The sequence below is a fragment of the Mammaliicoccus sp. H-M34 genome (assembly GCF_022386495.1).
Lineage (GTDB): Bacteria > Bacillota > Bacilli > Staphylococcales > Staphylococcaceae > Mammaliicoccus > Mammaliicoccus fleurettii.
In genome coordinates, this window is record NZ_JAJNIK010000001.1 from 161345 (window position 1) to 178358 (window position 17014).

Consider the following 17014-nt stretch of genomic DNA (forward strand, 5'->3'; position numbering starts at 1 on the left):
CTCCTACTTTATTAAACGTAAGAGGTGTAAATGATTACTTATTTTTGCGCAACAATAAAATGTCTATCGCCATCTTCATTGTAATCATCGATATTAAAATCTGTAAAAACGTTCTTCACTTCAAAACCAGCAAATTCTAAAAGTTGTTTATATAACGGTATTTCAAATGTTATTTGATAATGTTCTTCATCAAATCTTTCGTATAAACCATCTTCTCTTTCAGCAAAAAATGACATTTGATGATATACACTATTCGGTTCTTCGCCTGAAATTGCTTGCCAAGTTAAAGTTAAATGTTCTGATTCATCAATATAGTTACAATTATTAAACTGGTGATTCATTTTATGAATTGAATGAACATCAAAAATAAGTAAACCATCTTTATTTAAGTAATTGTTTATATAGTTAAATACTTGAAGAACATCTTCCGGATCAGTAACATAGTTTAAACTATCACAAAATATCGTAATGACATCATAATTTTTTGGTAAATCTAAATCTCTCATATCTTGGCAATACCAATCAATATTTGGATTTCGACTTTCAGCTATTTCTAACATTTCAGCACTTAAATCAAGGCCACTAACATTACCAAAGTCTAAAAGTTTAGTAGTTAGCCTCCCAGTGCCACAACCAATATCTAAAATTTCATTATCATTACTTTTTAAAAAATGACCGACTATTTCTTTCCATTTGTCATATGGCTGATCATCAGTTAATAAGTCATAATAATTGCTCATACGATTGTATGCCATTAATTAGCAACCTCATCTAAAGTAATGAATGGTGGTGCATCTTTATATAATCTTTCTAAATTATAATAATCACGTTCTTCTCTATGGAAAACATGAACAACTACATCACCTAGGTCGATTAATATCCATCTTGCTTCGTTAAAACCTTCTAATCTTTTTACATTTATGTCATTAATTTCAGCTTCATCTTTAACATTTCTAGCGATAGCTTGAACTTGCTTATCACTATTACCATGACAAATAACAAAATAATCCGAAATGTCACTTATACCTTGCATATTAATTGCTATAATATCTTCAGCACGCTTATCATCACATGCTAATATACTTTGTTTCATTAATTCATTCGAGTTCATTTAACCATTCCTTTATTGTTCTGAATGCAAATTATAATAATTCAAACATTCAATAGTTTTTAAGTGTACTGTTTTGTCTTTATTAATTAAATGTAAGACAGTACGTTTTGAAATTTCATAAACAGCTTTATCTAAGCTACGTTCTTTGAATACGATATCTCTAATTTCTTCAACACCCGGTGTAGTTCTTTTAGGCTCGATATAATCAGCGATAAAAATAATTTTTTCAGTCTTGTTCATTTGAGCTCTACCTGTTGTATGACTATATATAGCATAATAAATTTCTTCATCATCTATATCATATAGATCTTTAAGACGAGCTGCAGCAACTGGTCCATGTAATATCTCTGATCCATAGCTTAATAAATCGTGCCCTAAATCATATTGAGTCACACTTTGATATAAATCTGAAAGCTCTTCATATTTACATAAATCATGCAAAATACCTGCTAATTCAACTTTTTTAGAGTCACCATCAAAAATTTCTGCTATTTTTTTTCCTGTTTCTGCTACTCTAATTGAATGATTATATCTTTTTGAAGGCAAAGTTTCTTCTACTAACTTTACTGCTTTTTTAATTTTCATACAATCGTCCCCTTTTGATATACGTTTCAATTCTTGGTGTAACCAACATCTTTATAGATTGACGATTTTTAGATCGATTACGAATGTCTGTTGAACTTACATCTATTCTAGGTATGTGTAAAGCTAACATACCTTCATGAACATCTTGGGTATCGACTTCTCTATTAACAACTACAAAAGTTAACATATTTTTCAATTCCTCTATGTTTTTCCATTTATTCAAATTTTCATATTGATCGGAACCAATAACAAAATAAATTTGATAATTAGGATATTCACTTTGAAATTCTTTTATTGTATCAAATGTATAACTTGTTCCTTTTCTATCAAGTTCCCTTTTATCAACTACACCAAATTGTAAATCTTCAATCGCTAATTCTAACATATTTACACGTTCAGATTCTATAAGATAAGCATCATTATGTTCTTTAAGTGGAGACTGATAACTAGGTAAAAATATAAATTCATCTGGTTGAATAAAATGATATGATTCACTCGCGACTAACATATGACCAATGTGAATAGGGTTAAATTGGCCACCATATATCACTAATTTTTTCATAAAAATTAAGGCAGTTCTATTTTTTTGTTTTCGTTAGATTCTTTATATATAACAATGATATTTCCAATAAGTTGTACGAGTTCACCATTAGTCTGTTTTGCAAGAGTCGCCGCTATTTCTTTATGATCATCCATATTATTTTGTAAAATATGCACTTTAATTAATTCTCTTTTTTCTAATGCTTCTTTCACTTGTTCTATCATATTTTCATTTAATCCACCCTTACCTATTTGAAAAATCGGGTCTAAATGATGTGCTTCTTTTCTTAAATATCTCTTTTGTTTACCAGTTAACATAATTATCTCCTTTTTAATTCGTTTTTTACTTTATTTTTCATTTCTTCAATAACTGCTTCTTTGCCAGTCCATATTTTAAAGCTTTCAGCACCTTGATATACAAACATATCCAACCCATTGTATATTGCTAAGCCTCTATTTTCACAAGCTTGTAAAAAAGGTGTTTTATTTGGGATATAAATAATATCACATACTAAAGTATTTTTATTTATATTTTCTATTGGAATAATGAGTTCACTGCTACTTTCATTCATCCCAACAGGTGTCGTATTTATAATAATATCAAATGTATTTAATATATCCTTAACGTCTGTTAAGCTCATAGCTTCTACATCTAGTTTCCAGTTATCAAACCTATTTATACTACGATTTGCTACAGTAATTTTATTATTGGTAAATTTCATCATTTCTGACACAATGCCTTTACTAGCACCACCAGCACCGAGCACTAAAATATTATCTTTATCTATTGGCCCATGCTTGTCTATTAAGCCTTTAACAAAGCCAATACCATCAGTATTATAACCTATCCACTTATCATCTTTCACTAAAACTGTATTTACTGCTCCTATATGCTCTGCACTTGGAGATATTTCATCTAAATACGGAATGATAGATTCTTTATGTGGAATCGTAATATTAAAGCCATTTAATTCATTTTCTTTAATAATTTCTTTAATGTACTGAAAGTCTTGAGGTGATACGTCCAAAGCGCTATATTGATCATTTCTACCTAAAGCATTAAAATTAGCTACATGCATAATAGGTGAAAGAGAATGGCTTATAGGATGACCAATAACTCCAAATTTCATTTAAATCACCTCTTATAAAATTGATGTTCTCAATGTAACTTCCACTTCTTCAGGTGCAATTACATGTACTTCAGCACCAGCATCAACAGTCACAAATCCTAAACCAGAAATCATAATATCTTGTCTTTCAAATTCAGTTGTAACTTCAGTTTTCTTTAAACGGTCAAAATCAAAGTTCGTAGGATCATATGGTGGCTTTAGAATTTCACCAATTTGACGATTCCATAAATCATCAGCATTTGCTAACTTTGTTCTATGAATATTTAAATCATTAGAAACGAAACATGTTAAAGAACGTCTGCCACCACTTACATAATCCACTCTAACTAATCCGCCTAAGAATAAACTTTGTTCTTCATTTAATTGATAAACTTTTGGTTTTATTTCTTTTTTAGGCATTACAACTTTTAACTCTTTGTCCGTTACATAATGTGTCATTTGATGACTTTGAATAATACCTGGTGTATCAAACATATAAGAATCATCATCTAGAGGGATATCTATCATATCTAAAGTTGTTCCAGGGAAATGACTTGTTGTAATGACTTCTTTCTCACCAACACTTTTCTCAATTAATTTATTAATTAATGTTGATTTCCCGACATTGGTTGTACCTACAACGTACACATCTTTTCCGTCACGAACTTTTTCAATTATATCTAGTAAGTCATCAATTCCTTGATTTTTATATGCAGATATTAAAACTACTTCATCAGGATTTAAGCCGTAATCTTTTGCTCTACTTCTAAGCCATATTTCAACTCTTCTTTTATTAATTGCTTTAGGTAAAATATCCATTTTATTTGCTACTAGGACAACTTTTTTCTTACCTACTATATCTTTTAAGCGATGTATCATTGATCCTTCTAAATCAAATACATCAACTACATTAACAATCAAACCATCTTCGTTATGTAGTGATTTCAGCATATTTAAAAAGTCTTCACTTGTTAAATCAACATCTTGAACTTCATTATAGTTTTTAAGTCTAAAACATCTTTTACAAATGACATCTTCTTTACTCAAACTAGATTGTGGAACATAACCTGCTTCTTTCGGATTATCAGATTGAAGTGTTGCACCACAACCAATACATTTAGCTATTTCTGTCAAATTTATTCCTCCCAATTAATTAAACCTTTTCTCTTGAAATAGTTTAGGAATCTTCTCTCAATTAAACGATTGAATTTTGTAACTAAACCATCTGTTTTTTTCACTGGTACTACCATTATTGTATAAAGTCCATTTCTATTACCACCAAAGACGTCAGTTAACATTTGATCACCTATCACAACGACTTCAGATTTATTAACGTCCATTAAATTCGAAGCTTGTCTAAATGCTTTACCTCTTGGCTTGCGTGCTTTGAAAATATAATCAATGTTTAACGTCGATGAAAATGATGCGACACGTTCTTGATTATTATTTGATACAATCGTTACGGTAATATTTTGTTCTTTCATATCTTCAAACCATGTTCGCACTTCATCAGTTGGATCTTTAACATCCCAACCAACTAAAGTATTATCTAAATCTGTAATGATTGCTTTTATATTTTTTGATTTTAAATGTTCAGGCTTAATATCAAAAATAGACTGAACATATTCATTTGGCAAAAAGTATTTAGTAAAAATTCCCATTATTACACCTCAATATTATTCTTATTTTAACATAAATTAAAAGTACATTCCTTTTAGTTGAATACAAAATAAAAGTGTTGCAAATCGAATTAGATTCGCAACACTAAATATTATTCAGTAATTTCACGGTCAGATTCTTTTTCAACATCTGTATTCGCAAAAATCACAAAACCAACAAGTGCTGTAGCAATGACAGCGATAGCCATTAATATTAACATGATACTGCCTCCTTATGCCACTCTATTTAATAATAATTTTACAATTTTACTGGAATTCACGCAAGCTACTTTTAAGAATTCTTCAAAAGTAACATCTGATTCTTTATCTGCTAAGTCTGAAACTGCTCTTGTAACAATGATAGGTACGTTAAATTGGTGACACGTTTGTGCTATAGCGCCAGCTTCCATTTCAACGACGCTTGATGTAGGAAAGTTAGATTTGATTTCTTTACGCTGTTCAAACGATCCAATAAAACTATCACCAGTTGCAACTTCTCCAACAATACCATTTAAGTTCAGATTCTCTATAGATGACTTCGCAAGAGATATCAATTCTTCTTTTGTTTCATAATATTCTGGCATACTTGGAACTTGTCCAAATTTATAACCAAATGCAGTCGCATTAACATCATGATAATAAACTTTATTACTGATGATTATATCTCCAATATTTAATTGATTGTCTACTGATCCAGCTGACCCCGTATTAATAACAAGTTCTGGATTGAATTCATCAATTAATAATGTAGCTGTAATAGCAGCATTGACTTTACCAATTCCACTTTGTGCAAGTATAATTTCTTTGCCCTCTAATTGGCCTCTATAAAAAATAACATGTGCTTTTTGGATTGTTTCTATATTTTCAATAGATGACTTTAAAATTTCAACTTCTTCTTCCATTGCTCCAATTATACCAATCATGCTTATCACTCCATCATTTTCATTCTTATTTATATTAACATAATTAGCATACTTTGAAACATGTTTTTAGTTATTCCATAAATCTTGTAATCCTTGTAATGATAATAGGCCAGCAATTAATGTAGTTAAGACGGCAATGATACCAATTATAATCATCCAAGCTGGATGTTTATAATCACCAACAATACTTTTCTTTCTAGATGCTATAAGAATTGTTCCTAAAGTGATTGGTAATATTAGTCCATTTAATGCTCCGGCAATGATAAGTAATTTTACTGGTTTACCTATTGTTAAGAAGACAATAGATGAAACGACAATAAATATAATTATAACTAAATTTCTATGATTTTTAATAGATGGATGTAATGATTGGATAAAGGTTGTACTTGTATATGCACAACCAATTACTGACGACAGTGCTGCTGCAAACAAAACAACTCCAAACACTTGTTTACCGACTGGACCAAGCACATGTTCAAATACTGATGCAGGCGGATTATCTGGATTTAAAGTAAAACCAGTTATTACTACACCAAGAACAGCTAAGAATAAAAATACGCGCATAACACCTGTTGTTAAGATTCCTGATATTGCTGCTCTATTAACAAATGGTATGTAATGTTTTCCAGTGATACCTGCTTCAAGTAATCTGTGTGCACCTGCAAATGTGATATAACCACCAACTGTTCCACCCACAAGTGTAATAATTGGTACAATCAGCTTATTTATATCGTCTGGTGCAACCATTTTTTGTGCTGCTTCAACTACAGGTGGTTTTGTTAAAACCATTACATATGCAACTATTGCGATCATCAGTACACCTAAAATTTGTGTAATAATATCTACAACTTTTTGTGCGTTTCTAACTATAAATATTAGAATTGCTAATACACCGGTAATTCCGGCACCTATTCTAACGTCTATCCCAAATATAGCATTTAAACCGAGTCCTGCACCAGCTACATTACCAATATTAAAAGCTAAGCCACCTATAGCAATTAAAATAGCAATAACTGTTCCTAACCCCTTAAACACGTCATTCGCTATATCTTGCCCACCTTTACCAGCAACCGTGATCACGCGCCATATATTAATTTGAGCACCAATGTCAATTAATATTGATGCGAGAATAGCGAAAGCGAAACTCGCCATAAATTGTTCAGTGAATACTGCAGTCTGCGTTAAAAATGCTGGACCGATAGAAGAAGTAGCCATTAAGAAAACAGCACCCCATAAAATTCTTCTATGTTTATTTGTGTATTCAAACGGTTTGTTTAAATCCTCATACCCTTTATTCTGTTTCATAAATTAACCTCCTAGTTCATTGCACTAATTTGTATACTTTCAGATTTAAATTGATTCACAATTTCTTTAACAAAGTCTAGTGCATGTTGGCCATCGCCATGTACACAAATAGTGTCCGCTTCAATCGATATTTCATTGCCATTTATCGTTTTAACTTTAGATTCTTTAACCATTTTAATCACTTGTGCAACAGCTTTTTCAGTATCTTTAATGAGTGCGCCTTCTTTTTTACGAGAGACAAGTTGTCCATTATCTTCATAAGCCCTATCAGCAAAAACTTCACTTTTATAAGTTAATTTGTGTCTTTTACAAGATTCGATTAATTCACTATTTGACAAACCTACAAACAATAACTGATCATCGAAGTCTTTTACTGCTTTAACAATTGCATCAGCTATCTTAGGATTTTTTGCACCCATTTGGTAAAGCGCACCATGTGGTTTAACATGATAAATCTTAGTATTATGAATTTTACAAAATCCTGACAACGCACCTAGTTGGTAAATCACTAAGTCGTATACTTCTTTTGGTGTAACATCCATATTTCTACGACCAAATCCATTTAAATCTTGAAATCCTGGATGGGCACCAATGTGTATATTATATTCAACAGCCTTTTTAACCGTTTCATTCATAACATGTTGGTCACCTGCATGAAATCCACAAGCTATATTTGCAGAAGTAATCAACGGTAAAATAAGTTCATCATTACCTAGTTTATAATTTCCAAAACTTTCTCCTAAATCGCAATTCAAATCAACTTGTACCATGTAGCATTCTCCTTAAACAATTTTATGTTCATGTAAAAATTTAATCGTAATGTCATTTTTTATATATGGTTCATAGCTTAATACGCGATATAGAAAATCTAACGTAGTTGGAAAACCATCTATTACAGTTTCTTCTAAAGTACCTTTCATCTTCTCAATTGCTTCCAGTCTATCTGTCCCTTTAACCAATATTTTAGCAACTAAAGAATCATAATACGGTGGTATTAAATAATTATCATAAAGCATACTATCCACTCTCGTATTAAATCCATTTGGTAAATGTAATGCTTTTACTTTTCCAGCTGCAGGTCTAAATTCTTTTTCAGGATTCTCAGCATTTATTCTACACTCGATCACATGACCATCAAATCGAATATCTTCTTGACCAATTGTTAAGTGCTCGCCGTTTGCCATTAATATTTGCTGTTTTATTAAATCTACACCAGTTAATAATTCCGTTACAGTATGTTCTACTTGGATACGCGTATTCATCTCTAAAAAGTAATATCCATCATCCGTTAGTAGAAATTCAATTGTTCCTGCACTTTCATAATTACAGGCTTTAGCAGCTTTAACTGCATCATCATGAAGTGAAGTGCGTGTATGTTCATCAAGTGCTGCGCAAGGTGCTTCTTCAATTAGTTTTTGGTTTTTTCTTTGAATGGAACAATCTCTTTCACCTAAATGAATGACTTCACCATGACTACTCCCTAACACTTGTACTTCAACATGTCTTGCCTTATCAATAAATGTCTCAATATATACACGTTTGTCGCTAAAATATTTCTCGCCTTCTGATTGTGCCTCTTTAAAGCATTTTTCTAATTCAGATTCGTCATTAACAATTCTTATACCTTTACCTCCGCCACCACTAGCAGCTTTTATAACAAATGGATAATCAACTTCTAATGCAACATTACGTGCTTCTTCTATCGTTTTAACTTCACCAATCGAACCAGGAATAATAGGAACATCAGCATGATACATTGTTTCTCGTGCTTTGATTTTATCTCCCATTAAATCCATTGTATTATAGCTTGGGCCAACGAAAATAATATTCTCTTCTTCTACTCTTTTTCTAAAAGTAGTCGATTCAGATAAAAAACCATATCCTGGATGAATAGCGTCAGCTTTGCTCATTTTACAAGCTTCTAATATTCGATCAATGTCTAAATAACTTTCGGCAGATTGATTTGGTCCAATACAAATAGCTTCGTCAGCTAGTTGAACATGCAAACTATTTTTATCGACTTCAGAATATATTGCAATTGTTGTAATGTTCATCATTCTACATGTTCTTATAATTCTAACAGCGATTTCTCCTCTGTTTGCTATTAATAAACGTTTAATCATTTCAATCCCCCTTTACTTTAATGTGATGATTATTTGTCCATATTCTACTGGATCTCCATGACTAATATGAATATCTTCAACAACTCCGTCATATTCACTCATAACTTCATTCAATACTTTCATAGATTCTATGTACCCTACTGTTTGACCTTTTTTAACTTCATCTCCAACTTTAACGAGTGGATTGCTTAATTGTTCTTCATCTTGTAAATAAAATGTTCCTAAGATTTCTGCATCAATAGTTGCATGATTTTGTTGTTGTTTATTTTCCGAGATATTGTTATCCTCTTCACTTACTACAGTTTCAGGACTCGTTACTTCAGATGCCTTATTTTTTAAATCTAATTCTAATTCAATAGATTTGTCTTTATAATTCATATAAGAAACGTCATTTCTTTTCATTAATTTGATTACTTCTTCTATTTTTTTGATATTCACGCTTTATTCCCCTTTTATAAGTTTTGCAATTTTTTTAGATTTTGGTCTGATATTACTTAAATCTTTATATTTGTTTAATTTAATAGATTTTATGTCTTGATTCATTTGATGAATATAATCTTTGTAATCTTTTGTAGCTTCTTCTACAGAAACCCACTTAAATTCAATATGGTCATGTGCTTTTAATTGAGCAAGTTTTTCTCGACCTGCAAAACTAACTGTAGCAATTTTGGTATATCCCCCTATTGTTTGGCGATCATTTAAAAGTATAATAGGTTGCCCATTATTAGGTACTTGAACACTCCCTGGTGCGATTGGTTCAGATATAATATCAGCATTTTCTAAATGAACTAAATTTTTGTTACCATTTAATCTATACCCCATTCTGTCTGACATTTCAGAAATACTATATGTTTGATTTACTAGTAACTGATGAGATGCAGTATCAAATTGATCAAATTGAAGTCCTTTAACGATCGGAATTGTATGAGGTTCTTCTATATTTTTAATGTTAAAAGTATTGCCTATAATGTCATGATTTAGCGCTTTTTCATTGAAATAAAATACATCATTTCGTTTTAAAGTTCTACCTTTATATCCACCTATTCCACTTCTCGTATGTGTGGAAGCGCTTTCTAAAATGTGTTTAATTTTTAATGATTTATGAAATGCCAAATAACCTCGTGCACCTGATTTAATCGTTTGTATTTTAAGAATTTGTCCCTTCTCAACATATACAGCAGTATTCACAGGAATTTGTTGTTCATCTAAAAATATCTCTGCATCTTGAGCTACAAAAGCAATTATATTTGAAGCATTAAATTGTAATACAGGTCCATTCATCGTAATTTCTAGAACTGCCCCATCATCATTATCAACTAATGCATTAGCAATATTATATAAATATTGACTCATAACTCCTGCTACAGAGAAGCCATCTTTTTCATATTTTGTTCTTCCAATATCTTGTACAGTTGTAAATAGACCTGGCTTTATACATTTCATTTCATTTCACCTACCAACTGACTATAATCAAATCGTCCTCTTTTAATTTCTAAATCAATTTTGTTAAATTCTTCTTCATCTATAGATTTAAATGAAATATAATCGCCTGCTTCATATAAAATCATAGGATTCCTCTCTAAATTAAATACATCAATTGGTGTACGACCTATAATTTGCCATCCGCCAGGAGACTCTTTTGGATATAAGCCCGTTTGATTATGAGCTATACCGACAGAACCTGATTTAATTTTACTTCTAGGCGTCTCTTTTCTTGGTGTATATATTTTTTTATTTAATCCACCTAAAAATGGAAATCCTGGTAAAAAACCTATTGCATATATTAAATATTTTTCTTCTGTATGTAATTTTATAACTTCAGCTTCAGTTATGTTTGCGTGTTCTGCTACAACATTTATGTCTGGACCATGTTGTTCCCCATAAACAACAGGTAAAGTAATTAATTTTTTAGATTTAACATTATTTTGTAAATTAAAATTAACGTTTTGCAGATTTAACTCTTTAATTAAAGTATCAAAAGAATATTGTTGTGCATCAAAGGCTACCATTAATGATCTATATGAAGATGTCACACTCAATATTGCTGGATGATTAACACCCTCGATATATAACGAGATAGTTGAAATTTTTTCTCTTATCACAGAATCAATTTCATTCTTTTCATAAATCATAAAGTGCGTTTCGTTAATTTGCTGAATATCCAATATACCACCCCTTTATACATTCTTTGTATAATATTCAGATTATTATAACTTTTTTACCTTATCATAATACCATGATTTTTGCATTAAAAAAAAGAGGCTTGGACAAATTAATTGTCTAAGCCTCTAGCTATTATAAGTTCTAGTCTATTTTTACAATTTTAACTTTCATTTCATTGCCATTTGGTAATGGAACGTTAACTTCGTCATTAATTTTTTTACCAATTAAAGCTTTAGCTATTGGAGATTCATTTGAAATTTTGCCTTCAAATGGGTCAGCTTCTGCAGAACCTACAATTTTATAACTTTCTTCATCATTACCTGGAATCTCAGTAAATGTTACAGTTCTACCAATTTGAATATCATTTTTTGAACCATTATCTTCAATAATTTGTGCATGACGAATCATGTTTTCGATTTTTTGAATTTCTTGTTCAATAAAACCTTGTTCATCTTTTGCAGCATCATACTCAGAGTTCTCAGATAAATCTCCGAAGCTACGCGCTACTTTTATTTTTTCAACGACTTCTGGTCGTTTAACTGTTTTTAATTCTTCTAACTCTTTTTCTAATTTGATATAGCCTTCCTGTGTCATAGGAAATTCTTTTTGTGTTTCCATTCTTCCATCTTCCTTTACTTTGTAATTATTTAAATATTTTTAACTAAGGATTGAATCTTTGTTGTCATGATATCAATAGCTACCTTATTACTACCACCTTCAGGGATGATGATATCCGCGTATTTCTTTGTTGGTTCTATAAACTGGATATGCATCGGTCTTACAACTGATAGGTATTGATCAATTACTGATTCCATAGTACGTCCTCTATCTTTAATATCTCTTGTTAGTCGGCGTAATATTCTCAAATCAGCATCAGTATCAACATAAATCTTAACATCCATTAAATCTCTTAAACCTTCGTTTTCTAAAGCAAATATACCTTCAAGTATTATAACATCTTTAGGTTCGAATCTAATCGTTTTATCACTTCGTGTATGATTTGAATAATCATACGTTGGCACTTCTATTGCATGTCCTTCTTTAAGGTTCTTTAAGTCATGCGTTAATCTTGCATTGTCGAAAGCAAATGGATGATCATAATTTGTCTTTAATCTATCGTCAAATGACATATGTGATTGATCTTTATAATAGTAATCTTGCGCAATTAATGCAACACTATATCCATCTAAGTTTTTCATAATTTCGGATGTTACAGAAGTTTTTCCTGAACCAGAACCCCCTGCAATACCTATAATTGTAGTCTTTCCCATCAAACGATTCCCTTTCTCATCATGTTATTTGGATAAATCGGGCTATCCACTTTTATTTGTACAACTTGTAGTGGATGTCTTGCCGCATCTAATTCTTCTCCATTTTCATCATAAATTTTATTTATGACTTGTGTGAAATTATCTATTTCAGGACCAAAAAACTCTATTTCTTGACCAGGTTTAAAATAATTTCTTTGTTGGATGGTAGCTATTTGTGATTCTGCGTCATAGTCTAACACTAATCCACAAAAATCAAAAGGTGTTTTTTTATTTGCTTCTTTTCCAAACATTTGTTCTTCAAATTGTGGAACACCTTCAAAGAATGCAGGAGCAGTATCTCTGTTCGCACATTTATCCAATTCAATTAACCATCTAGGATCAATTTTAAAGTTTTCAGGGTCTTCAGCGTAACGATCGATTACTTTTCGATATACTGATACGACTGTCGCAATGTAATGAATAGATTTCATACGACCTTCAATCTTTAATGAATCAATACCAATGTCCATCATTGTAGGGATAGATTCAATTAATTTCAAGTCTTTTGGACTCATTGCAAATGGTGTAATGTCTTTACCATCGAAATATGGCTCTAATTCGCCATCATTTTCTACTGAAATTAGATCATAATCCCATCTACAACTTTGGCAACATCCACCTCTGTTAGAGTCTCTTGCAGTCATATGATTACTTAATGTACATCTTCCAGAATAAGCAATACACATAGCTCCGTGAATAAAGGTTTCTATTTCTATATCAACTTTTTCTTTCATTTCTCGCATTTCTTCTGCACTTGTTTCACGCGCAAGTACTACTCTTTCAAGACCTTCTTCTTTCCAATACTGTACAGCACGGTAATTAGATAAAGATTGTTGTGTGCTCAAATGAATCTCTAGATTAGGGGCCACTCTTTTACATGTTTCTATAATAAGTGGATCAGCTACAATGATTCCATGTGCTCCAGTTTCATTTAAATTTTTTAAGTAGTCTTCTAGCCCTGGAATATTTTCATCATGAGCAAAGATATTAGTTGTGACGTATATCTTCGTTCCATATTTAGCAGCAAATTCTACACCTTCTTTAATTTCATCCATCGTGAAATTATCAGCGTTAGACCTTAATCCATATTCTTGACCACCTAAAAAGACTGCATCTGCTCCGTAATGGACAGCAATTTTCAGTTTTTCTAAATTGCCTGCTGGTGCTAGTAATTCTGGTTTTTTTACTTTGGTCTTACGACTAGCTCCAATAGGTTCTAAAACCTTCATTTTTATCATTCCTTTAATTTAACTTAATAAACTGTTTGTTTAAACATGAATCCTTGATCCATAGGACGATGATCTTTTTGAACTTCTTCAATTGGTTCAAGTAACATAAATTTTTCATCTTCATACAATTCAGGGTCTTCATTAAATAAATCAATGGCTTGTCTGTATTGTTCAGTCACAATATTAATATATTCTTCAGATTGAAGAACACCATCAATTTTAAAAGAGTCGATTTGAGCATTTAACAAATCTTCTAAATCTTCAATTAAGCAAATATCATTAGGACTCATAATATGTGTGCCGTTACCATCTTCATAAATTGGATATTTATTACTTCTCTCTTCGTCATATAAAAGCATATCTTTATTTTCATTTCTATTTTCAATTTTCATTACTTGATCTTGATACATAAAATAATTTCCAAGTAATTTTCTTTTTGATTGGAACATGCAAGTCATACCGTGGACTTGAACTTCAATTTCAACATTGCTTTTTTCTTTAATTTCTAATACTTCATCAATACTTAATTCACGAGCAAGAACAGCACGTGAAGAGCCTCTATCTCCCCAATAATTACATTGGAAGTGGTTCGTTACAATAGTTTCAGCACTCCAGTTTAATGGGATAGGATTTTCACGATGTTTCATTGACATAACAACGGCAGGATCGCCAAAAATAATTCTATCTGCTTTCAATTCATGTAATAAGTCAATATAATCTTCTAAATCTTTTATGTGCTCATTATGAAAAATACCATTTACAGCAACGTATGCTTTTTTGCCATGTGCATGAATCAATTCTATAGCTTCTCGAAGTTCAGGTTCTTTAAACTCACCAGCAAGTCTTAAGCCGAATTTTTCTTCACCTATGACAAATGCATCAGCACCTAATTCTATTAGTTTCTCGATATGTTGGACCGATTTAGGTGTCACTAATAATTCTGTCATTTCGTATTCTCCTTTTTAGAAATAGCCATACCATCACCTATGTTTATCAATGTAGTATTAAAGTCAGAACGATTCATTAACCATTGATTATATTGTTGAACTTTCTTAACCATTTGTTTAACATTTCTATTTCTAACAATATCTATATCACTAACAAATCCATGATATAAAATATTATCAGTGATGATAATGCCATCATCATTAAGAAATGGTTCATATATTTCAAAGAATTTCTTTGACTGCGCTTTTGCAGCATCAATAAATATTAAATCAAACTTTTGATCATTCGGTAATAATTCGTATCCCACTGAAGCATCAGCGAATACAACTTGAACTTGTTCTTCAAAATCATATTGTTTAATATTTGTTAATGCTTGTTCATACATTTCTTCACTTCTCTCAATAGTCCATACTTTAATATTAGGATGACATGAAGCAAAATGCATTGCGCTATAACCAATCGCAGTTCCTATTTCAAGAATATGACGTACATCTTTAATTCTAATCATTTGTTTAACAAATTCTGTTGATATTTTGTCCATTATTGGAACGTTATGCTCTGTAGCATATGCTCTTAGTTCATCTATATTTGATGAATTTTGAAAAAGCAATTGTTCGATATATTCTATATCTTTTTCCATGTTACAACTTCCTTACACTTGAATATAATAAAAAACCCAACTAGTGCTTTGACTAGTTAGTAATTTCAATCATACCAATAATATGTTTTCATAAACATTAGATATTTTACCATATTTCCAGATAAATAGTAAGTATAATTACAAAACAAGAACGCTTATAAATCTTACAATAGCGTTCTTGTTTTACATTTTACTATTTTTCTCTATTCTTTTCTTGTTCTTTTAAGGTTTCCGCAAATAATATTTTACCACTTTTCGAGATTGTATAATAATAATATTCTGTATCAGGTGGGTTAATTGTAGAACTTGCAGTTTCATCTGACACGTTACTAATTGGTCCAACTGGAAAACCTTTGTATTCATAAGTATTATATTTAGAATTATTTTTGTAATCTTCATCAGTTAAAGTTTCATTTGGTTCTTTTTTGGTTGCATAACGTACCGTTTCGTCTGAATTTAATGCAATTTGTGGATTATTTTCTATTCTATTCAAGAGTAAAGAAACATACCTTGATTTATCTGTAATTTTTTTCATTTCTAACTCAACCATTGATGACATTGTCAAATACTCATGGAAAGTAATTTTCTTTTCTTCATAATTTGCACGATATTTAAAACCGCCGTTGTCATTGTAAACTTTATATGTGCTATTATAAGTCTCTTTGAGCATAGCTTTCGTTAATTCATCAATTGATACATCATTATTTGAAAATTGATACGTAGATGGCGCTAAATAGCCTTCTAATGGATAACGGATATCTTTATTTAGTACTTCATCAGTGAGCATTTTAGGATATTTTTTCTGTAATTCTTTAATATAATCTTGATCACGCATTTTCTTCAGAAAGTTTTCACGAGTAATTGAAGTATTCTCCTCTATTATACCTGCAATAAGTTCAATATTAGAACCTTCCCTAATTTCAAATTGAACCGCCGTTTTTAGAAATACCTTCCCAGATTCTAAACTTTTTGCTATTTCTTTAGGTGACATAGAAGGTGAAAATTTATATTCTCCAGCTTGAAAACTCGAAATATTATTTAATTTTAAATAATATTTGAAAATAGTAGCATTTCTTATGATTTTCTTGTCAGATAGTTGATGGCTTAACGATTCAATGTCTGTATTTGGGTTCACATTAACGATTATTTGTTCATTACTATCTGCATTTACTGGTCTCACATTTACTCCTACAACTATTAACCCAACTATAGTTATTAATAAAAATAATAAAAAGAGGATACTGATTATAGTTAAACTAATATACTTCGATAATAATCTAGCATCTTTATATATACTATTTTTTCCCATATGTAACTCCTTATGTAAATTAAATACCCCTAATGATTATATCACATTAGGGGTAAAGTGT

Annotated in this window: 21 protein-coding genes; all 21 read right to left on the reverse strand. The window is 30.8% G+C overall.

The window, feature by feature from the left end; translation table 11 throughout:
* Window positions 1–38: 38 nt before the first annotated feature.
* On the reverse strand, window positions 39–755 hold the full coding sequence (locus LQ608_RS00845) for a class I SAM-dependent DNA methyltransferase (RefSeq protein WP_239749196.1): 717 nt from the start codon (window positions 753–755) through the stop codon (window positions 39–41).
* The gene (rsfS, locus tag LQ608_RS00850; RefSeq protein ID WP_078356498.1) at window positions 755–1111 is read right to left on the reverse strand and encodes a ribosome silencing factor; all 357 of its coding nucleotides are present in this window, start codon (window positions 1109–1111) and stop codon (window positions 755–757) included. Before rsfS ends, LQ608_RS00845 begins: the two co-directional genes overlap by 1 nt.
* A gap of 12 nt (window positions 1112–1123) precedes the next feature.
* The gene (gene yqeK / locus LQ608_RS00855) at window positions 1124–1696 is read right to left on the reverse strand and encodes a bis(5'-nucleosyl)-tetraphosphatase (symmetrical) YqeK (RefSeq protein WP_078356497.1); all 573 of its coding nucleotides are present in this window, start codon (window positions 1694–1696) and stop codon (window positions 1124–1126) included.
* Window positions 1686–2258, reverse strand: coding sequence for a nicotinate (nicotinamide) nucleotide adenylyltransferase (nadD, locus tag LQ608_RS00860; RefSeq protein ID WP_239734376.1), 573 nt, complete (start codon window positions 2256–2258; stop codon window positions 1686–1688). Before nadD ends, yqeK begins: the two co-directional genes overlap by 11 nt.
* Window positions 2259–2263: 5 nt before the next feature.
* On the reverse strand, window positions 2264–2554 hold the full coding sequence (gene yhbY / locus LQ608_RS00865) for a ribosome assembly RNA-binding protein YhbY (RefSeq protein WP_078356495.1): 291 nt from the start codon (window positions 2552–2554) through the stop codon (window positions 2264–2266).
* A 2-nt stretch (window positions 2555–2556) separates the two neighbouring features.
* Window positions 2557–3366, reverse strand: coding sequence for a shikimate dehydrogenase (aroE, locus tag LQ608_RS00870; RefSeq protein ID WP_239749197.1), 810 nt, complete (start codon window positions 3364–3366; stop codon window positions 2557–2559).
* Window positions 3367–3378: 12 nt separating this feature from the next.
* A complete protein-coding gene (gene yqeH, locus LQ608_RS00875) occupies window positions 3379–4479 on the reverse strand; it encodes a ribosome biogenesis GTPase YqeH (protein WP_078356493.1) in 1101 nt (366 codons plus the stop codon).
* A 2-nt stretch (window positions 4480–4481) separates the two neighbouring features.
* On the reverse strand, window positions 4482–5006 hold the full coding sequence (locus tag LQ608_RS00880) for a YqeG family HAD IIIA-type phosphatase (RefSeq protein ID WP_239749198.1): 525 nt from the start codon (window positions 5004–5006) through the stop codon (window positions 4482–4484).
* A gap of 230 nt (window positions 5007–5236) precedes the next feature.
* Window positions 5237–5926, reverse strand: a complete 690-nt coding sequence (gene mtnN, locus LQ608_RS00885; RefSeq protein WP_078356491.1) for a 5'-methylthioadenosine/S-adenosylhomocysteine nucleosidase — start codon at window positions 5924–5926, stop codon at window positions 5237–5239.
* 66 nt (window positions 5927–5992) lie between these two features.
* Window positions 5993–7231, reverse strand: a complete 1239-nt coding sequence (locus LQ608_RS00890) for an NRAMP family divalent metal transporter (RefSeq protein ID WP_239749199.1) — start codon at window positions 7229–7231, stop codon at window positions 5993–5995.
* 11 nt (window positions 7232–7242) lie between these two features.
* Window positions 7243–8001: a 5-oxoprolinase subunit PxpA gene (gene pxpA, locus LQ608_RS00895; RefSeq protein ID WP_239749200.1), complete on the reverse strand. Its 759-nt coding sequence runs from the start codon at window positions 7999–8001 to the stop codon at window positions 7243–7245.
* 12 nt (window positions 8002–8013) lie between these two features.
* Window positions 8014–9354, reverse strand: coding sequence for an acetyl-CoA carboxylase biotin carboxylase subunit (locus tag LQ608_RS00900; protein WP_239749201.1), 1341 nt, complete (start codon window positions 9352–9354; stop codon window positions 8014–8016).
* Window positions 9355–9366: 12 nt separating this feature from the next.
* On the reverse strand, window positions 9367–9792 hold the full coding sequence (locus tag LQ608_RS00905; protein WP_239749202.1) for an acetyl-CoA carboxylase biotin carboxyl carrier protein: 426 nt from the start codon (window positions 9790–9792) through the stop codon (window positions 9367–9369).
* 3 nt (window positions 9793–9795) lie between these two features.
* Entirely contained in the window at window positions 9796–10797 is a 1002-nt protein-coding gene (locus LQ608_RS00910; protein WP_239749203.1) for a 5-oxoprolinase subunit C family protein, read from the reverse strand.
* The gene (gene pxpB, locus LQ608_RS00915; protein ID WP_239734373.1) at window positions 10794–11519 is read right to left on the reverse strand and encodes a 5-oxoprolinase subunit PxpB; all 726 of its coding nucleotides are present in this window, start codon (window positions 11517–11519) and stop codon (window positions 10794–10796) included. Before pxpB ends, LQ608_RS00910 begins: the two co-directional genes overlap by 4 nt.
* Before the next feature lie 139 nt (window positions 11520–11658).
* Window positions 11659–12135, reverse strand: a complete 477-nt coding sequence (greA, locus tag LQ608_RS00920) for a transcription elongation factor GreA (protein WP_078356484.1) — start codon at window positions 12133–12135, stop codon at window positions 11659–11661.
* A 29-nt stretch (window positions 12136–12164) separates the two neighbouring features.
* A complete protein-coding gene (gene udk / locus LQ608_RS00925; RefSeq protein ID WP_078356483.1) occupies window positions 12165–12788 on the reverse strand; it encodes a uridine kinase in 624 nt (207 codons plus the stop codon).
* Window positions 12788–14056, reverse strand: a complete 1269-nt coding sequence (locus tag LQ608_RS00930; protein ID WP_239749204.1) for a peptidase U32 family protein — start codon at window positions 14054–14056, stop codon at window positions 12788–12790. The genes udk and LQ608_RS00930 overlap by 1 nt, the downstream gene beginning before the upstream one ends.
* A gap of 23 nt (window positions 14057–14079) precedes the next feature.
* On the reverse strand, window positions 14080–15003 hold the full coding sequence (locus LQ608_RS00935; protein ID WP_239749205.1) for a peptidase U32 family protein: 924 nt from the start codon (window positions 15001–15003) through the stop codon (window positions 14080–14082).
* Window positions 15000–15644: an O-methyltransferase gene (locus LQ608_RS00940; protein ID WP_239749206.1), complete on the reverse strand. Its 645-nt coding sequence runs from the start codon at window positions 15642–15644 to the stop codon at window positions 15000–15002. Before LQ608_RS00940 ends, LQ608_RS00935 begins: the two co-directional genes overlap by 4 nt.
* Window positions 15645–15837: 193 nt before the next feature.
* A complete protein-coding gene (gene mltG / locus LQ608_RS00945; protein ID WP_239749207.1) occupies window positions 15838–16953 on the reverse strand; it encodes an endolytic transglycosylase MltG in 1116 nt (371 codons plus the stop codon).
* Window positions 16954–17014 lie beyond the last annotated feature (61 nt).